This is a genomic window from Candidatus Goldiibacteriota bacterium (genome assembly GCA_016937715.1).
Taxonomy (GTDB): Bacteria; Oederibacteriota; PGYV01; order PGYV01; family PGYV01; genus PGYV01.
Map to the genome: position 1 here is coordinate 12,033 of JAFGWA010000005.1, position 16,341 is coordinate 28,373.

A 16,341-nucleotide genomic window follows, 5' to 3' on the forward strand; every position below is an offset into this window, starting at 1 on the left:
TTTTTATTGATTTATTATAGCACCTGTTTATTGATTTTCAACCCTGTTAATTTACTGACAGCACCGCTGTCCGCGGGCGCAAAATCATACTTCATCAGGCTGCGGATTTCCGCCCACTTATACTCTTCATGAACATTAAGCTTTATATCCCCTGCCGTTATTTCGCATAAATAAGAGGTTAACTCTATTGATTCGGATTTTGTTATTTCAAATTTTTTTCCCACTTTTATATCAAGGTCAAGTTCTTCTTTTATCTCGCGTTTAAGGCAGGCTTTAAGGGATTCGCCTTTTTCCGTCTTGCCGCCGGGAAATTCCCACTTTAACCCGTGGCTGTCGCCTTTGGCGCGTTTTGCTATAAGTACTTTCTTTCCTTTAATAATTACCGCCGCGGCCACCTTTATCATTTAATAAAACCTTTATCCGCGCACTCTTTTATCAGGCTTTCCGCGTATTCCCATAATTCATCAGAGCCGTTTTTAATATGGCCGTTCAGTTCAAGAATCCGCTCTTTGCTTATTTTATGCTCTGCCCACGCGCCGCCATTATGGGCGTGGTTCTGCATTATGGGCTCCAGCCTGTCTATGGCTGCCGCGAATTTCGCTTCCGGGGTTTTCTTTTCTTCAAACTCCCGCCAAAGCGCTTTTAGTTCATCTCCCTGCGGCTGCGGCAGCATTGCGAATATCTTATCAGCGGCCGCTGTATCTTCAGCGCTTATCTCCCCCTGTTTTTTGTTGTACACCATTATGTCGCCGGCATAAATCTCCGGCAGGTCGTGCACAAGCGCCATTTTAATCACTTTATTTACATCAATTGCGGTGTTTGAATACCCCGACAGGATGACTGCCATCATGGCAAGGTGATAGGAATGCTCCGCGTCGTTTTCATGGCGGGAATTATCAAAAATGCGGGTCTTTCTGAATATTGATTTTAGTTTGTCTATTTCTTTTATAAATTCAAGCTGTTTATGCAGTTCAAAATTTATCAAATTTTTATTCCAGAGCGGCAAGATAATCTTTTGCTTTTTCAGCGTCATCAAATGTAACAAGATTTTTTCTGCCGGTAAAAGCCACAACGCCCTTAAAGACCACTTCGGTTATGCCTTCCATGCCTATTATCGCGGATGCTTTTATATACGGTGTATTATCCTTTACAAAGTCTTTCATTGCAGCCACAGCCGCCCTGTCATATTTTGTCCTGCTTATATTTACAAGGGCAAGCACGGAACCTTTTGGCTGGCTTGTAATTATCTTCTTTGCTTCAGCAAGAAGCCCCGGCAGCTGTGCCGGAGTGCTTTCGGAATAGTCCTCATATAAAATTTTTTTACCTTTATGTTCGAAAAAACTTACGCCCGCCATAGAAACCTCCTGATAATGGTTTAGTTACACCATAATAACATCAGGATTATTTGAAGGCAAACATTTTTCAGTTGTTTTTCCACTCATTGTACCAGCCGTTTAACAGGGGTACAAATTCAGACACAGCTTTCTGCTGCCCTGCAACGCTTGGGTGGTTGTCTGTGGAGGGATAATATAAAGTATTTTGGCTGTTAGCCACAACATGGTGTTCTGCGCTGTTTATTACCATATGGTGGTTGTCAGGGTGCGTCAGCACATTGTAATAATCATAGGCGTATACGTTACCGTGAGTGTAATTTTTAAGCCAGCCGTTTTCCCTGTCCGCAAGCCAGTTGGATATTTCCCTTGTTAAAAGCGGGTCTTCAAGCACCTGCTCCGGCGGCGGGATTATGAGGATAAAAAGTTTGTCTGTATGCAGCGCTGTATATGTAAGAATATTATTATAAATTATTTTTTCGTCGTCGATAGACCCTTCAATTTCGCTGTTAGGGTAGCACGACTTGAACATTATTATTTCATTTTCACCCGCAGGTTCGGTTATTGTGTTTGTATAACAGGTGTTTGAGTTTTCATCATATACATACGGCATCACTTCATCCCTGAACCAATTCGGCCAGTCTTCGGTATCGGTATAGGAACCCTGGTCATAGCCCGGGTCATTCCAGTTGTAATTTGTATCGCTGACAAAGTAATTATTCGCGTTAAGCGCGGTTCCCAGCCCGCCATAAGACGATTCAAGCCAGTGTTGCCCTGTGCTGTGGTGGATAAAAATAAGCTTTACCGCGGATGACGGCGCCGCGGTGTTTAGGATTTCCGATTCACCGGAAGGATTGGTTACTGCCGCCGGATTTTTTCTGTCAGAGCATGAAAATAAAAAGAACAAGCAGAGTAAAGCCGCAACAAATTTAAATTTCATAATAACCCCCTGTTTTTTACCGCCCCCGGTAAAACAACGCATCAGTTATGACAACACATAAAGATATTAGTTTCGTTTAAGTTTAATTTCAGCAAAAATAACTATTGTGTTAAAATTTTATTATACTTAACAACCCTGTTAGTATTAAAACCGGTATAGTAATCGGTGACATAAAGATTTCCCTGATTATCAAAAACAATATCCCTTAATCCATGAAACGGCTCATTGATATCAGGCCAGGTATTAGACTGTATATACGCCACTCTATTACCATCTAATCCTATAAAATCAATATTAAAACTGTCCAATCTTATAATTATGCCTGTACTTTCGCATCCCACATTTAACGCCCAGCCTATCCAGACAGGATTTACTGAAAGATTTCCATCAGGTGTAAAAACATATATATGGGATGCATTGTTGGACACATATACATAATTATTACTTTTATTTATTGCGACCCTTATGTTGCCTGCCGTATAATACGGATGGCCCGAAACCGCACTTTTCCACTCTTCAATAAAAGTCCCGTCTGTCATAAACTTCTGTATTCTTGCATTGTTGCCGTCAGTGACATAAACAATATTATTACCGTCTATTGCCACATCCACAGGTCCGTTAAATTGCCCGTTTCCGGAACCGGACGTTCCCCACTGCGCCTGATATACTCCGTCAGAATTAAATACCTGAATCCTATTGTTGCCGGTGTCCACAACATAAACATTGTTATTGGTATCAAGCGCTATCCCGTCAGGAGCGTTAAATTCTCCGTTCCCGCTGCCTGCGGATCCCCATTTTTTTAAAAATGTTCCCGAGGAATTGAATTTTCGAACTCTGTTATTTCCTTTGTCTACAACATATATATTATCCTGGGAGTCCACAGCAAGACTCTGCGGATTATTAAAATTTCCGTCTTCGGTGCCCAGCACACCCCATTTAGAACCCGGAGCATAACTGGCAGAAGGTAGCATTTCTACCGTTGCCATCGGAGTCGGGATATCCCCGTCATTTACAGTTCCAATTTCAGGTTCCGGCTCTGATACGGATAATTTTTTGGAACAGGAAGATATTGTAAAAACAAACAAAAACACGATACAGAAAAATACAATTATGCTTTTCATAAACCCTCCCAATATTATGAATAGATATTTATTTTTTAATGACAAAAGAATAACTCAGAAATTAAACAAACTCAACTGTATTTTTTTAATTCAAACAAAACTTTTTACCGTACTTTTTTAACAGTTCATTTGCTTTTTTTGCGGAAACCCCGCCTGTGCAGCCGGTCTGCGTTACTGCAAGCGCGCCGCACGCAGAGGCAAACAGCATTGTATTCAGGAGAGTATTTTCATCTTTTATTTTTTCTTTAACCGTCTTCCCCTTAAGCTTTGAAAGTTTTGCGATTATCCCGGCTGTAAACGCGTCGCCCGCGCCGGTAGAATCAACGCACTTAACAGGCAGCACTGCCATATCATATGTCTTGCCGTTATACGAAAATACAGTGTTGCCGCCGCCGCATGTAATAACAGCAAACTTAAAACCCGCCTCCGTCAGAAACTTCAGCGCTTCTCTGACGTCTTTTTTGCCTGTTATAAGGCCGGCTTCATAATCATTAACGTGCAGTATGTCCGTGAACTTGCCGCACTTAAGCAGATTACCTTTAAACTTATCCGAGGAAATGATGTAATCCAGAACAGTTATTGCTCCGGATTTTTTGGCTGTTTCCATAATCCGCATCAGCCCGCTTTCCACGTTGGGCATTGACGGCGTCTCACCCGCGTAAAATATTGCCGGTTTCTCTTTTTTTATCAGTTTAATAACTTCAGCTGCCGTATAGATCGGATTTGAACCTTTATCCCCTATAAACGCCCTGCTCTTGTCATCAAATCCAAGAATAAAACATTTCGCGGTCTGCCCGTTTTTTATAATTTTAACTCTGCTTTTAATTTTGTATTTTTCAAGATACCCGGCCAGCATATTACCAAACATGTCATCACCGGTAACACTTCCACAGATGACATTCTTTACTCCCAGTTTTGACAGGTCTATTGCCACATTTAACACATTACCGCCCGGATGGTGCGAAATCCGCGATTTAAATCCGGTGTTTGGCGCAACAGCAGAATCCAGACCCTGCGCGAAAATATCCACAACAAGCGTGCCGACACACAGTACTTTTGTCATAAGCGCCCCCTTATTTTCATAAGTTCTTTTATTCCGGTTTTTTTAAGCTCGCCGGCCAGTTTTTTCAATGCCTTTTTTATCTGCCCGGGCTTTATTTTCGGGTAATCCCTTGCCGCGCGCATCAGGAATTCCTTGTAATCACGCTTAATTGCCATTGAAGCAATCTCTTTTAACGTAAAGGTTTTAAATATCGCGATAAGCGCCTGTGCCGCGAATATCAGGCTTAAGTCATTTCCCTTTAAAAAACTCTTTATAAATTTAACGCTGTTATCTTTCATTCCGCTGACTGCCTTGTTAAAAATCACTTCATCCATATTTTTTAATATATCAGCCACAAGATAATGAAGTTCATACCCCGGATATCTTAACGCCACAATTTTTTCCTCGTACTCGGAATAATTATTCTTAACGCCCCGCTTAAAACATCTGCCAATAAGCCGTGCTTCTTCAATCGCGCGAAGAAGCCCAAAACCGCTTGAAGGTAAAGGTGATGACACGCTGTCGCCGCAGAAAAAAATCCGCCCGCGCCTTAAATACCTTCTTTCCATAAGCGGAATATTTCCCTGTATTTCTTTTAACCGCCTTCCCCCCGCCCCCATGTACTTTATGTACATGTTAAGCGATTTTTCCATTCTTGCGCGGCTTTTCGCGTCAAGTTTTTCAAAAGCAAAACAGCCGGCAAGCGCCTCGTGTTTGTTATACGGAAGCAACCAGAAATAGTCTTTGCCCGGAAAAGGCGCGTGAAAAATATGCGCTTTGGAAATGTCTTTTAAGGGTTTTTCAAGTTTTATCTCCGCGGCGCAGCACCCCATATAATCGCCGCGCGGCTCTTTTTTTCCAAGCGGCCTCTGATTCTTTGAATACCACCCCATGGCATCAACAAAATATCCGGCTTTGTAATAACCCTTATTTGTTTTCACGCCGGCATAACCGCCGTTTTGAACGCATTTTAAAACGGCTTCTTTTTCCTTTATTTCCGCCCCGGCTTTTATCGCCCTTGCTTTAAGCATAAGCAGCAGTTTTTTAGTATCCACCACCGCTGAATCGGACTTTTTAAGTTCGTACGCCCCGCCCAGATAACTTGAAAATACAAGCGTATCTATCCTGTGTTTTACCGCGGACGCGCACCCCGCCTTTTTAAGCCCGCTGTACCATGTTATCCAGCTTCTGGGAGTGCTGCCAATATAGTTTTTTTCTATCAGCAGGGTTTTTAATCCTGTTTTGGATATTTCACGCGCGGCAGTTAAGCCCGCCGGCCCCCCGCCTAAAACGATTACATCATATTTTTTTATGGCACTTACCCCCTGAACTTTAAACTTTGCATTTTTTGATATTTTTATAATTGTTGCATAAATATTAAGTTTAAACAATCCCGGTATTACAACGGTTTATCAATATCCTTTAAAGCATCCTGTGCCATCAGCTGATTAAAAAACATGGGTATAATAATCATCCTGTGAAACGGCCGGATGAAAAAAAACTCCAGTTTTCCAAACCCTGTATTATACTTCACCGTTGTAGACTCTATTATTCTGTAAATTCCCGCTTTATCCTTATTTTTGTCCAGCAGTACAGATAACCTGAAATCCATATTTTTATCATCCAGGCCCATTATCACTTCATTTTCCAGAACCTGAAAAACCATAAAGCCGCCGAACTTATCGCCCTGTTTAATTGAATCAGGCCCCCCGGATTTCATCTGATTCTCTTTTGTATAAAATTCCTTTGACCCTATCAGCAGTCCGGCTTTGTCCCTGATTTTTTCAAGAACTTTCATCCACCACGGGTCCATGCTTCCGTCAAGGACCTTCATAAGCGCTTTTTTTACATCTTCTATCGTTATCTGCCTTCCCCACCGGGCAAACACGCACTCATAACTTTCTTTATAGCCGAATGATTCTTTATGCGGATACAGCGCGGACAAAGGGGTAAATGGTATTTCTTTTATTTTGTAATCTTTCCTCATTAATCTCCCTCCAAAATTATCCGGATGCGCCGCCGTCTCCAAAAATAATACTTTTTACACCGTCAACTTCCATGATAAACAATCTGATAATATTCGGATTTTCTTTATATTTTAGTTGTTAAAATAAACCTAAACTAACTACAACTGCCCCGGGCTGAAGCCCGCGCCTACCAGGACTAAAAAACACAGACCAACTTCAGCAGAAAAAATTATTATTTTAGTTCAAATTTTACCATTACACCTGCTGATATCTTAACCGTACCCGCCGATAAAGTGCCGCCGCTTTCTGATTCCGCAGTAACGCTGTTCATCATCACGTTTGCCGCCATTTTTCCGGCAGCACGGTAGGGCTGCTGTTCTGTCTGCAGTTCTTCAATAGCAAGCGGTTTTCCTGTTACGCTGCCAAGCGATGCCGCCATTGCCTTTGCTTTTTCCTGAGCTGCTTTTAAAGCCAAAGCCCTTGCCTCGTCCGCGTACTTTCTTTTTTCTGATACTATAAACTCCATACCATTAAGGTAGTTGGACCCTGCCTGCAATATTCCGGCAACCACTGTTTCATATGCTTCCAGGCTGCGCAGAAGCACAGTAATATTTTTTGTCACGGTATAACCAACAAGCACCTGTTTGCCGCTGTAATCATATCTGGGCTGAATTGATATCCTGTCCGTCTGAATGTCCTTTTCATCAACGCCATTCTGTTTAAGCGCTTCAAATATCTTTTTTGTCTTGGTGTCATTGTCTTTCTTTGCCGCTTCTATTTCTTTGCTGTCGGAATTAACCCCAAAACTGATTATAGCCCGGTCCGGCACCGCTTTTACATCCGCCATTCCCGTCACAGTAATGTAACGCTTTCCGTTTGAATCATCCGCGCCGGCCATTACACCACACGCCAGTATTAACACAACTGCAAAACAAAAACTTTTTATACGCATATTTTTCCCCTTTAATGTTTATTTTAAGACATTTTATCCTTATTTTATAATTTAATCATTAATAAAATCAAATACCGGACAGCGCGGGAGCGCTGTCCCTACGAAAACGAAAACGAAAACTAATACAAACACATTCAAATTAAAAGCCCTCCTTATTCAGGAGGGCTTTTAAAAGTAATTTACTTTTGTGACAGTTTAAGCGCTTCATCCAACGCTTCTTTTATGTCATCAATATGCTCTATGCCGATTGAAAGCCTTATTAAATCCGGAGTAATTCCGCCGGTTTTCTGCTGTTCTTCGGTTAACTGCGAATGCGTCGTGCTTGCGCTGTGGATTATCAAGCTCTTTGCGTCGCCCACGTTTGCCACGTGTGAAAACAGCTTTATATTATTTATAAGCTTAACAGCCGCATCGTATCCGCCTTTTATCCCAAATACCGCCACACCGCCAAAACCATTTTTTAAATACTTCTTTGCCGTGTTATTATCCGGATGCGACGCAAGGCCGGGATACTTAACCCACGCGACAGCCGGATGTTTTTCAAGAAACTTCGCGGTTTCTAAAGCGTTATAATTGTGGCGTTCCATCCTTAAAGGCAGCGTTTCCACTCCCTGCAGAATCTGCCACGCGTTATCCGGCGATATCGCGGCGCCCAAATTTCTAAGCGGCGTTAACCGGAATTTAAGCGCGTAACACAGCGGGGAGAGCGGCCCCAGGTCGTGCGCCCATCTTAACCCATGATAGCTTTCATCCGGGTTGTTGAAAAGTTCAAATTTTTCGTCTTTCCAGTTGAATTTGCCGGCGTCAACCGCAATACCGCCCATTACCGTACCGTGGCCGCCTATCCATTTTGTAAGCGAATGCACCACAATATCCGCGCCGTGTTCTATCGGCCTTAACAGCGCGGGCGTCGTGAATGTGGAATCAACTATAAGGGGCAGATTATGCTTTTTGGCAATTTTTGAAACCTCTTCAATATCCGTGACGCCAAGCCCGGGATTGCCTATTGTTTCAATATAAATAGCGCGCGTCTTTGCGTTAATCGCCTTTTCATAACCTGCAAAATCATTGTGGCCAACAAACCTTGTCACAATTCCGTGCTGCGGCAGTATGTCATTTAACATTGTAAACGTTCCGCCGTAAAGGTTATTGGCAGACACAATTTCATCCCCCATTTTACAGATGTTAATCAGGGCGTAATGCACTGCAGAAGTTCCGGAAGCCGTTGCCACAGCAGCCACGCCGCCTTCAAGCGCGGCAAGCCTTTGTTCCAAAACATCAGTTGTGGGATTCATTAACCTTGTGTAAATATTTCCAAGTTCTTTAAGCGCGAATAAATCCGCGCCCCTTGCCGTTGTGCCAAGGTCATAAGCCGTTGTCCTGTAAACAGGAACAGCCCTTGATTTTGTATCGTTGTCCGGTTTATGCCCCGCGTGAAGCACTTGTGTTTCCAGCCTGTAATTTTTTTCCGCCATTGTGTTTTCTCCTTATTTTTTATTCTTCAAAAAGCCAGGTGCTTAAATATCTTTCGCCTGTATCACACATTACAGTCACTATCAATTTTCCTTTATTTTCCGGAAGCTTTGCAAGTTCAAGCGCGCAGTGCAGATTGGCACCCGCGGAAATACCTATTAACAGCCCTTCTTCTTTGGCGGCGCGGCGGGCCGCCATACCCGCGTCTTCTTCCTTAACCTTCATTATACTGTCAATTACCTTTAAATTCACCACATCAGGTATAAAATTCGCGCCTATTCCCTGAATTTTATGCGGCCCCGGCGCTTCGCCTGACAGCACCGCGGATTTTTCCGGTTCAACTGCCACAATTTTTACTTTTTTATTTTTGGATTTTAAGTACGCTCCGGTCCCTGTAACGGTCCCGCCTGTTCCGACCGCAGCAACAAAAATATCAACTTTACCGTCAGTGTCTTTCCATATTTCCGGGCCTGTTGTTTTTTTATGAACCTCAGGATTAGCCGGGTTATTAAACTGCTGCGGTATAAAACTGCCCGGCGTTTTGGACGCAAGCTCTTCCGCGGCTTCCACCGCTCCTTTCATGCCTTTTGCGCCATCGGTTAAAACAAGCTGCGCGCCAAGGGCTTTTAACAATTTTCTTCTTTCAACGCTCATTGTATCGGGCATTGTCAGTATAAGTTTATACCCTTTTACGGCGCTTATATACGCAAGCGCAATTCCGGTATTGCCGGAAGTAGGCTCTATAATAATACCGCCTTTTTTTAATCTGCCTTCTTTTTCCGCCGCTTCAATCATAGAAAGCCCTATCCTGTCTTTTACACTGGACAACGGGTTAAAATATTCAAGTTTAACAGCCACCTTTGCATAGCCATCCGCATTCATTTTATTTATATAAACAAGGGGCGTGTTGCCTATCAGTTCAGTAATATTGCCTGCTATTTTCATGGCGTCCTCCTTCTAAATTAAATGCAGTATGTCCCTTCGTTTTCTTTATTAAGCACTTTATAATCATTCACAATATCTTCAAGCGTTGTACTTTCCAGCGTTTTTACCATTTGGCTTTCAAGCTTGCACCAAAAACCGCGCGCCGGGCACCGCCTGCTTTTATCGCACAACCCCGCATCCTTTACGCATTCAACAACTCCGGTATCCCCTTCAAGCGAATTCATTACCTGCAGCATGTTTATTTTTGAAGGTTCTTTTGCCAGCTCATAGCCGCCTTTAGCCCCGCGCTGTGAATTAATAATTCCCGCGCTTTTCAGCTGAAGCACTATTTTGCTTAAATATTTTTCCGAGATATCCTGTTTTTCCGCTATCACATTTAATAACTGCGGCCCTTTGCCGTAATTATAGGCAAGTTCAAATAAAAGCCTTGTGCCGTATCTTGTCCTTGTTGAAAGTTTCACTTTATTCTCCTTTAATCTCTACCATTTAGGTCTTGATAGTAGTAATTATATTCATACAATTTAAAATGTCAACTTTTATTTTTAAACTTTTAAGGACTTCTTAAGATTTTCCCTTGCCCTGAATATCAGAGATTCAACAGAAGCGGCCGAAACCGACATAATCCGCGCTATCTCTTTATAAGATTTCTCTTCATATACCAGAAGCACAATTGCCATGCGCTGGTTTTCCGGCAGCGATAAAAGCGCTTTATTTATATTTTCTTCGGCCTGATTTTTTTCCGCGCGCAGGTCCGCGGATACAGACGTATTATCAGCGATTTGCGTAAAATTTTCCGCGCCCTGTTCCCCGGTTTCCTCATGTATGCTTTTGGCGCCAAGGCCGGCATCCGTCTTTTTCTTTCTTAAAAAATCTATGGCGGTGTTTGAAACAATCCTGTAAAGCCAGGTGGTAAACTTTGCCGATGGTGAATAATTGCCCGCGCCTTTATAAACCTTTATAAACACTTCCTGCGCTATGTCTTCAGCTTCCTGCCTGCTGCGTATAAACCTGTAAGCGTAATTAAGAACCGCCTGCTGATATTTATCAAGCAGTTCATTAAACGCGTTTTTATCCCCCTGTTTAATTCTTTGCATTAAATCATGGGCTTCCATTATGACCGCCTTTAAAAGCACAGAACCGCTCCCGCTTCCCCCGGCTTTTGGCTTTACAATAAACTGCTTTAATTTTTATTAAATAAACAGCGTGGCGTCTGACCCGTCCGATGATTCAAGCATTGACGCGACTCCGCCTATTTCCACGCCGTCAATCAGCTCTTCTTTTTTAATCCCCATAAGGTCCATAGTCATCTGGCACGCCACTATTTTAGCGCCCCCTGCAATTGCAGCCTGAATAAGTTCTTCCACGCTGCTTATATTATGGTGTTTCATTATTCCCCTTATCATCAATGGCCCCATCCCCGCCATATTCATCTTGGAAAGGGAAAGTTTTTTGCTTCCGCGCGGCAGCATAAAACCAAAAGCTTTTTCAATAAGATTCTTTTTAAGCCCGCCGGGCTGCTTTGACTTTTTAAGGGCGTTTAATCCCCAGAACGTAAAGAACATGGTCATTTTGCGCCCCATGGAAAGCGCGCCGTTGGCAATAATAAACGACGCGATTATTTTATCCATATCGCCTGAAAATACTATCATTGTTTTATCGTGTGACGAAGCCATTGTTTTTATTACCTCCGTTTTTTCGCCGGCTTTTTCTATAACAGCGCTTATTACCCCTTTATTTGATTCAAGGGAAAATATTTTATTGCCCGTTGCGCGCGCCCATGAACCGACATCATTATAAAACCCCGGGTCTGTCGCCTTTATTTCAAGCCTGTCACCCGGTCTTATTGCGTCTATTTCGGTTTTAAGTTTCATAATAGGCCCCGGACACTGCAGCCCGCAGGCATTGACGGTAATGACTTTTGAGGAAACAATAACATCCTCCCTGCGGTCCTGAGGTTTTAAAACTCCCATCTCCTGCTTTTCATCAAATATACCCTCATTAGACTGCTTGCCTGTTATGAAAGCATATGTAATGTATCCGCCTGAAACGTTATATACATTATCATACCCGTTCTGCATCAGTATCCTGGCTGCAAGATATCCCCTTAACCCGACCCTGCAGTAAATCGCGGTTTTCCTGTCTTTGGGAATTTCATTCATTCTTCTGCGGATTTCATTAAGCGGTATATGTATTGCCCCGGGTATCATGCCAAGGTCAATTTCTTCCTTTTCACGCACATCAATAATAAACCATTCATCCCCGTTTTTTACAAGCTCCCCGCAGGTTGTCTGTTTTACCCTTCCTTTAATAATATTCTCCGCTATAAAACCCGCCATATTAAGCGGGTCTTTGGCCGAGGAAAAAGGAGGGGCGTAACAGTGCTCAAAACTAAACAGGTCTTCTATTGTGCCGCCTTTCTGAATAAAAGCAGCGGCCACATCAATACGCTTTTCAACGCCTTCATACCCGACCGCCTGAACGCCCAGTATTTTTCCGTCAGAAGGCGAAAACATCATCTTTAAAGACATCTGCGTGCCGTCGGGATAATAACCGGCATGGTTGTTAGGATGTATGAGAACGCTTTCATAATTTATCTTTTCACTGTCAAGCTGTTTGCTGTTAAGTCCGGTGGCGCCCGCAGTCATGTCAAATACTTTTAAAACCCCTGTCCCTATAGTGCCCCTGTACTTTGATTTATTTCCTTCCACAATATTATCAGCCACTATTCTGCCCTGTTTGTTTGCCGGGCCCGCAAGCGGAATAAATACTTTTTTACCAAGTATAGGATTTACAACTTCCACCGCGTCTCCCAAAGCGTAAATATCAGGGTCAGACGTCTGCATGTATTCATTAACTGCTATCCCCTTTACTCCCAGTTCAAGCCCGCATTCCTTTGCCAGTTTTACTTCCGGCTTTACGCCGATAGAAAATAAAACAAAATCAGATACTATTTCCTTGCCGCTGTTTAAAACAGTTTTTATTTTTCCGGAACCTTCATTAAAAGACTTAACCCCGTCGCTAAGGTACAATTCTATTCCTTTTTGCTGTATATGCCCGTGAAGCTGGGACGCAAGTTCAAAATCCAAAAGCCCCATAACCTGCGGAAGCGCTTCCACTATGGTAACAAACATCCCCCTGTGGCTTAGATTTTCCGCCATTTCAAGGCCTATATATCCGCCCCCTACCACTACGGCTTTTTGAGGTTTATTATCACGTATATAATTGCTTATTTTATCCGTGTCTTCCATATTCCGAAGGATAAAAACTTTCCCGCTGTCAATTCCGGGAATAGGCGGTTTTACAGGTTCAGCGCCGGGAGACAGGACAAGTTTGTCATATTTTTCAACATATTCGTTGTTTGTTTTAAGGTCTTTTACCCTTACTTCTTTTAACTTTGTATCAACCTTTAATACTTCCGAATTTATCTTTACATTTACATTGAACCTGTCCCTGAACGATTCAGGCGTCTGTACAAGTAAATCCTGCCTTTCTGTTATTTCTCCGCCTATATAATAAGGAAGCCCGCAGTTGGCAAAAGAGACATACCCGCCCCTTTCAAATACTGTTATTTCCGCTGTTTCAGACATCCTTCTTAACCTTGCCGCCGTTGACATTCCTCCGGCAACCCCTCCGATAATGACTATTTTCATGGTTTTAACCTCCTGTTAATATTTTTTCTGCCTTTTTCATAAATGTTTTTTTTGCGTTCAAGCGTTGACATGGTGATTTCGCCCATCATCATGCACACTTTTGGAATTCTTTCATCCGCTATGGAATAAAAAACGCTCTGCCCCTGTTTTCTTGATAAAACAATGCCTTTATTTGAAAGAACGGACATATGCTGCGAAAGGTTTGCCTTTCCCAAACCGGTTTGCTTTATAATCTGGGACGCGCTTTGTTCCTTTACGCAGAGAAGCTTAATAATTTTAAGCCTGTTGGGATTTGAAAAAGTTTTGCAGATTTCAGACTGCGCTTTAATCAATTCTTCCATAACATTACCGCCTTTTTCGTTTGTTTAGTAGTTAACAAATTTATTAACTGTTAAACTATATCAGACGTTTTAACCCGTGTCAAGCCGGCTTTTATCCTTTTATCATCACAAGCATCATTTTAAATTTCTCCGCCGCTTTAAGGGAGTGCGGAATATCGGCGGGCATTATGATTGATTCCCCCGCTTTAAGATTTACCTGATTGCCGCCTATCTTTATTTGCGCTTCCCCTTCCGTTACATTTACCAGCGCGTCAAAAGGCGCGGTATGTTCAGACAGCCCCTGCCCTTTGTCAAAGGCAAACAGCGTTACGGTCCCGCTCTGCTTGTCTATTAAAGTCTTTGAAACAACAGCGCCTTCGCCGTATTTAACAGACACGTTTAAATTAAATTTTTCAGCCATGATACGCCTCCTGTTTTTCAAAAACAGATATTATTTTTCTTCTTAACGCATGTTTTATTGCACTGATAACATATTTCATTTGTCAGGGTGTGTTTCTCAAAATACTCTTTTATATTGCCAAGTGTGGTATCCGCAATATTTTCAACCGCTTCTTTTGTAAAAAACGCCTGGTGCGAAGTGATGATGACATTGGGGAAAGTTAAAAGCCGCGCCAGTACGTCATCACTTAACACCCTGCCGGAAAAATCTTCAAAGAAATACTTATCTTCTTCTTCATACACATCAAGCCCCGCGTACCCTATCCTGCCGCTCTTTAATCCGCTGATTAAAGCTTTCGCGTCTATAAGGCTTCCGCGGCCGGTGTTTATTATCATCACGCCCTTTTTCATCTTTTTGATACTCTGCGTGTTTATCATATGAAAGGTGTCTTTGTTTAAAGGGCAGTGAAGGGTGGTAATATCAGCTTCTTTATAAATTTTATCCAGAGAAGCGTACTCTATCTTATTTTCAGCGGCGTACTTTTTATCCGGGAAAGAGTCATAGGCAACCACCTTAACGCCGAACCCTTTAAGTATGTTAATCATCTCCCTGCCTATTTTACCGGTGCCAATTACACCCGCTGTTTTTCCCTTCATGTCAAATCCTAAAAGCCCGTTTATGGAAAAATTGCCGTCGCGCGTCCTGAAGTATGCTTTATGCACTTTTCTATTAAGGGTCATCATAAGGGCGGCCGCGTGTTCCGCCACCGCGTTTGGCGAATATGCGGGAACCCTTGCCACATGAAGGGTATTAAAAGAAGCTTTTAAGTCCACATTATTATAACCGGCGCACCTTAGGGCAATTAGCTTTACCCCCTGCTTTTTTAGTTCCGCAATTACGGGGGCGTCAATAGTGTCATTGACAAAAGCGCAGACAACATCAGCCGTGCCTGCCATAAAAGCAGTCTCTTTATTAAGGTGCGGCGGAAGATATTTAATAGTGTACCCGTATTTCTTATTAACGTGGTCAAAATTTACAATGTCATAAGGCTTTGCGTCAAAGAAAGCCACTTTTATCTTTTTCATATTATTCCCTCCTTAACATGTATTAATTATATCATAAGCAATTTACGCTTTCGTCTTATATATCACTTATTTAGTGATATATTGACCGCTAAAAAAAGCCGTTTTCACGGCTTTTTATTTTTAAGAAGGGAGCAGGCTGATAAAGGGGTTTGGGAGGGGTATTATCGTAGATACCTGCTCCCCGTCTTATTGTTATCGTTTTAGTGTGTACCTTTTTAAAGAACCGTTTATGTATCACCTTCTTAGTGATAATTATACTGATAAAATCAAAAAAGTCAAGATTTTTTTAAAATTAATTTTTCAAAGTAAATAAATGCTGTCAAAGATAAAAGTTATAAGCAAGACCTGAGCCCTTTACTTATTTTTTTGGTCTTTTTACCTGGTAGGAAAGCAACTATTATACAGCGAGAAAACCCTCTTTCTTAATTCACACTCTTTAGTTTACAATAACCCTGTTGACACCCTGTTGTTCAAACCTTGCCATTTACAATTCTAAATGCTAATATCAATTATATAGCTTAAAAAGTAAGTGATTCATGATTTTGGTAATTAGCACCGAAAGTTTTAACTATTAAAGTGTCAAAATGTCGAGGTGATTAGTTACGGAACTAATTGTGTTGATAATATTGTTATCATTGTGGGCAAAGAACCGTAAAGATAAAGAAAACGAGAAGACAATAGCTTTAAAAAAATCTTTTTTTGAAGTCTTGGTATTCTCTTTAATACTATATTTTTTGATGATTGGTTTTATGATCCTTTTTGGAATACAATCTAGACCTTACATCTTTATATTGATTTTATCTTTTATATACTTTATTCGTTTTAAAAAATTAGAAAAGATTTCAAAAGCCGAGAACAAATTAGCAGCATGTAAGATATATGAAAAAGTAAATATTCTTTTCATTCTATATATATTATTTGTTTTACTTGCAATTATTGGAATCCTTATATCTGCCGTTTTAAGTTCTTAAGTTGATTAGCAACAGTTTTAGGATTTTGATAACCATACCCCTTTTTCCGGATCACTCATAGTTAAAGTTCAAAAATCAAACAAAACACTAAAAAATTTAGATTATATTTACTTAATTAGCACGTCCCCTGCGAGAAAAGAAAAT

At 41.7% G+C, this 16,341-nt stretch carries 17 protein-coding genes; all 17 read right to left on the reverse strand.

The window, feature by feature from the left end; genetic code table 11:
* Positions 1 to 14: 14 nt before the first annotated feature.
* Positions 15 to 404, reverse strand: coding sequence for a (deoxy)nucleoside triphosphate pyrophosphohydrolase (locus JXR81_00675; protein MBN2753355.1), 390 nt, complete (start codon positions 402 to 404; stop codon positions 15 to 17).
* Entirely contained in the window at positions 401 to 985 is a 585-nt protein-coding gene (locus JXR81_00680; protein MBN2753356.1) for an HD domain-containing protein, read from the reverse strand. The genes JXR81_00675 and JXR81_00680 overlap by 4 nt, the downstream gene beginning before the upstream one ends.
* A 4-nt stretch (positions 986 to 989) precedes the next feature.
* Complete coding sequence (locus JXR81_00685; protein ID MBN2753357.1) at positions 990 to 1,355, reverse strand: hypothetical protein; 366 nt, start codon at positions 1,353 to 1,355, stop codon at positions 990 to 992.
* 67 nt (positions 1,356 to 1,422) lie between these two features.
* Positions 1,423 to 2,271 carry a hypothetical protein gene (locus tag JXR81_00690; GenBank protein MBN2753358.1) on the reverse strand — a complete coding sequence of 283 codons (849 nt, stop codon included), beginning with the start codon at positions 2,269 to 2,271 and terminating at the stop codon, positions 1,423 to 1,425.
* Positions 2,272 to 2,372: 101 nt separating this feature from the next.
* Complete coding sequence (locus tag JXR81_00695) at positions 2,373 to 3,392, reverse strand: 6-bladed beta-propeller (GenBank protein MBN2753359.1); 1,020 nt, start codon at positions 3,390 to 3,392, stop codon at positions 2,373 to 2,375.
* A gap of 85 nt (positions 3,393 to 3,477) precedes the next feature.
* The gene (locus JXR81_00700) at positions 3,478 to 4,455 is read right to left on the reverse strand and encodes a carbohydrate kinase family protein (GenBank protein MBN2753360.1); all 978 of its coding nucleotides are present in this window, start codon (positions 4,453 to 4,455) and stop codon (positions 3,478 to 3,480) included.
* Positions 4,452 to 5,825: an NAD(P)/FAD-dependent oxidoreductase gene (locus JXR81_00705; protein ID MBN2753361.1), complete on the reverse strand. Its 1,374-nt coding sequence runs from the start codon at positions 5,823 to 5,825 to the stop codon at positions 4,452 to 4,454. Before JXR81_00705 ends, JXR81_00700 begins: the two co-directional genes overlap by 4 nt.
* An 8-nt stretch (positions 5,826 to 5,833) precedes the next feature.
* Complete coding sequence (locus JXR81_00710) at positions 5,834 to 6,421, reverse strand: DUF2867 domain-containing protein (protein ID MBN2753362.1); 588 nt, start codon at positions 6,419 to 6,421, stop codon at positions 5,834 to 5,836.
* A 212-nt stretch (positions 6,422 to 6,633) separates the two neighbouring features.
* Positions 6,634 to 7,353 (reverse strand): SIMPL domain-containing protein, encoded by a 720-nt coding sequence (locus JXR81_00715; GenBank protein MBN2753363.1) that lies wholly within the window; start codon positions 7,351 to 7,353, stop codon positions 6,634 to 6,636.
* Positions 7,354 to 7,532: 179 nt separating this feature from the next.
* Positions 7,533 to 8,828 carry an aminotransferase class I/II-fold pyridoxal phosphate-dependent enzyme gene (locus JXR81_00720; protein MBN2753364.1) on the reverse strand — a complete coding sequence of 432 codons (1,296 nt, stop codon included), beginning with the start codon at positions 8,826 to 8,828 and terminating at the stop codon, positions 7,533 to 7,535.
* Between the two features lie 19 nt (positions 8,829 to 8,847).
* Positions 8,848 to 9,771, reverse strand: coding sequence for a cysteine synthase A (gene cysK / locus JXR81_00725; protein MBN2753365.1), 924 nt, complete (start codon positions 9,769 to 9,771; stop codon positions 8,848 to 8,850).
* 17 nt (positions 9,772 to 9,788) lie between these two features.
* Positions 9,789 to 10,232: an Rrf2 family transcriptional regulator gene (locus JXR81_00730; protein MBN2753366.1), complete on the reverse strand. Its 444-nt coding sequence runs from the start codon at positions 10,230 to 10,232 to the stop codon at positions 9,789 to 9,791.
* 81 nt (positions 10,233 to 10,313) lie between these two features.
* Positions 10,314 to 10,883: a sigma-70 family RNA polymerase sigma factor gene (locus JXR81_00735; GenBank protein ID MBN2753367.1), complete on the reverse strand. Its 570-nt coding sequence runs from the start codon at positions 10,881 to 10,883 to the stop codon at positions 10,314 to 10,316.
* A gap of 78 nt (positions 10,884 to 10,961) precedes the next feature.
* Entirely contained in the window at positions 10,962 to 13,421 is a 2,460-nt protein-coding gene (locus JXR81_00740; protein MBN2753368.1) for an FAD-dependent oxidoreductase, read from the reverse strand.
* Positions 13,418 to 13,762 (reverse strand): winged helix-turn-helix transcriptional regulator, encoded by a 345-nt coding sequence (locus tag JXR81_00745; protein ID MBN2753369.1) that lies wholly within the window; start codon positions 13,760 to 13,762, stop codon positions 13,418 to 13,420. Before JXR81_00745 ends, JXR81_00740 begins: the two co-directional genes overlap by 4 nt.
* Before the next feature lie 91 nt (positions 13,763 to 13,853).
* Positions 13,854 to 14,162 carry a cupin domain-containing protein gene (locus JXR81_00750; GenBank protein ID MBN2753370.1) on the reverse strand — a complete coding sequence of 103 codons (309 nt, stop codon included), beginning with the start codon at positions 14,160 to 14,162 and terminating at the stop codon, positions 13,854 to 13,856.
* A 17-nt stretch (positions 14,163 to 14,179) separates the two neighbouring features.
* Positions 14,180 to 15,226, reverse strand: a complete 1,047-nt coding sequence (locus JXR81_00755; GenBank protein MBN2753371.1) for a 2-hydroxyacid dehydrogenase — start codon at positions 15,224 to 15,226, stop codon at positions 14,180 to 14,182.
* Positions 15,227 to 16,341: the final 1,115 nt, after the last annotated feature.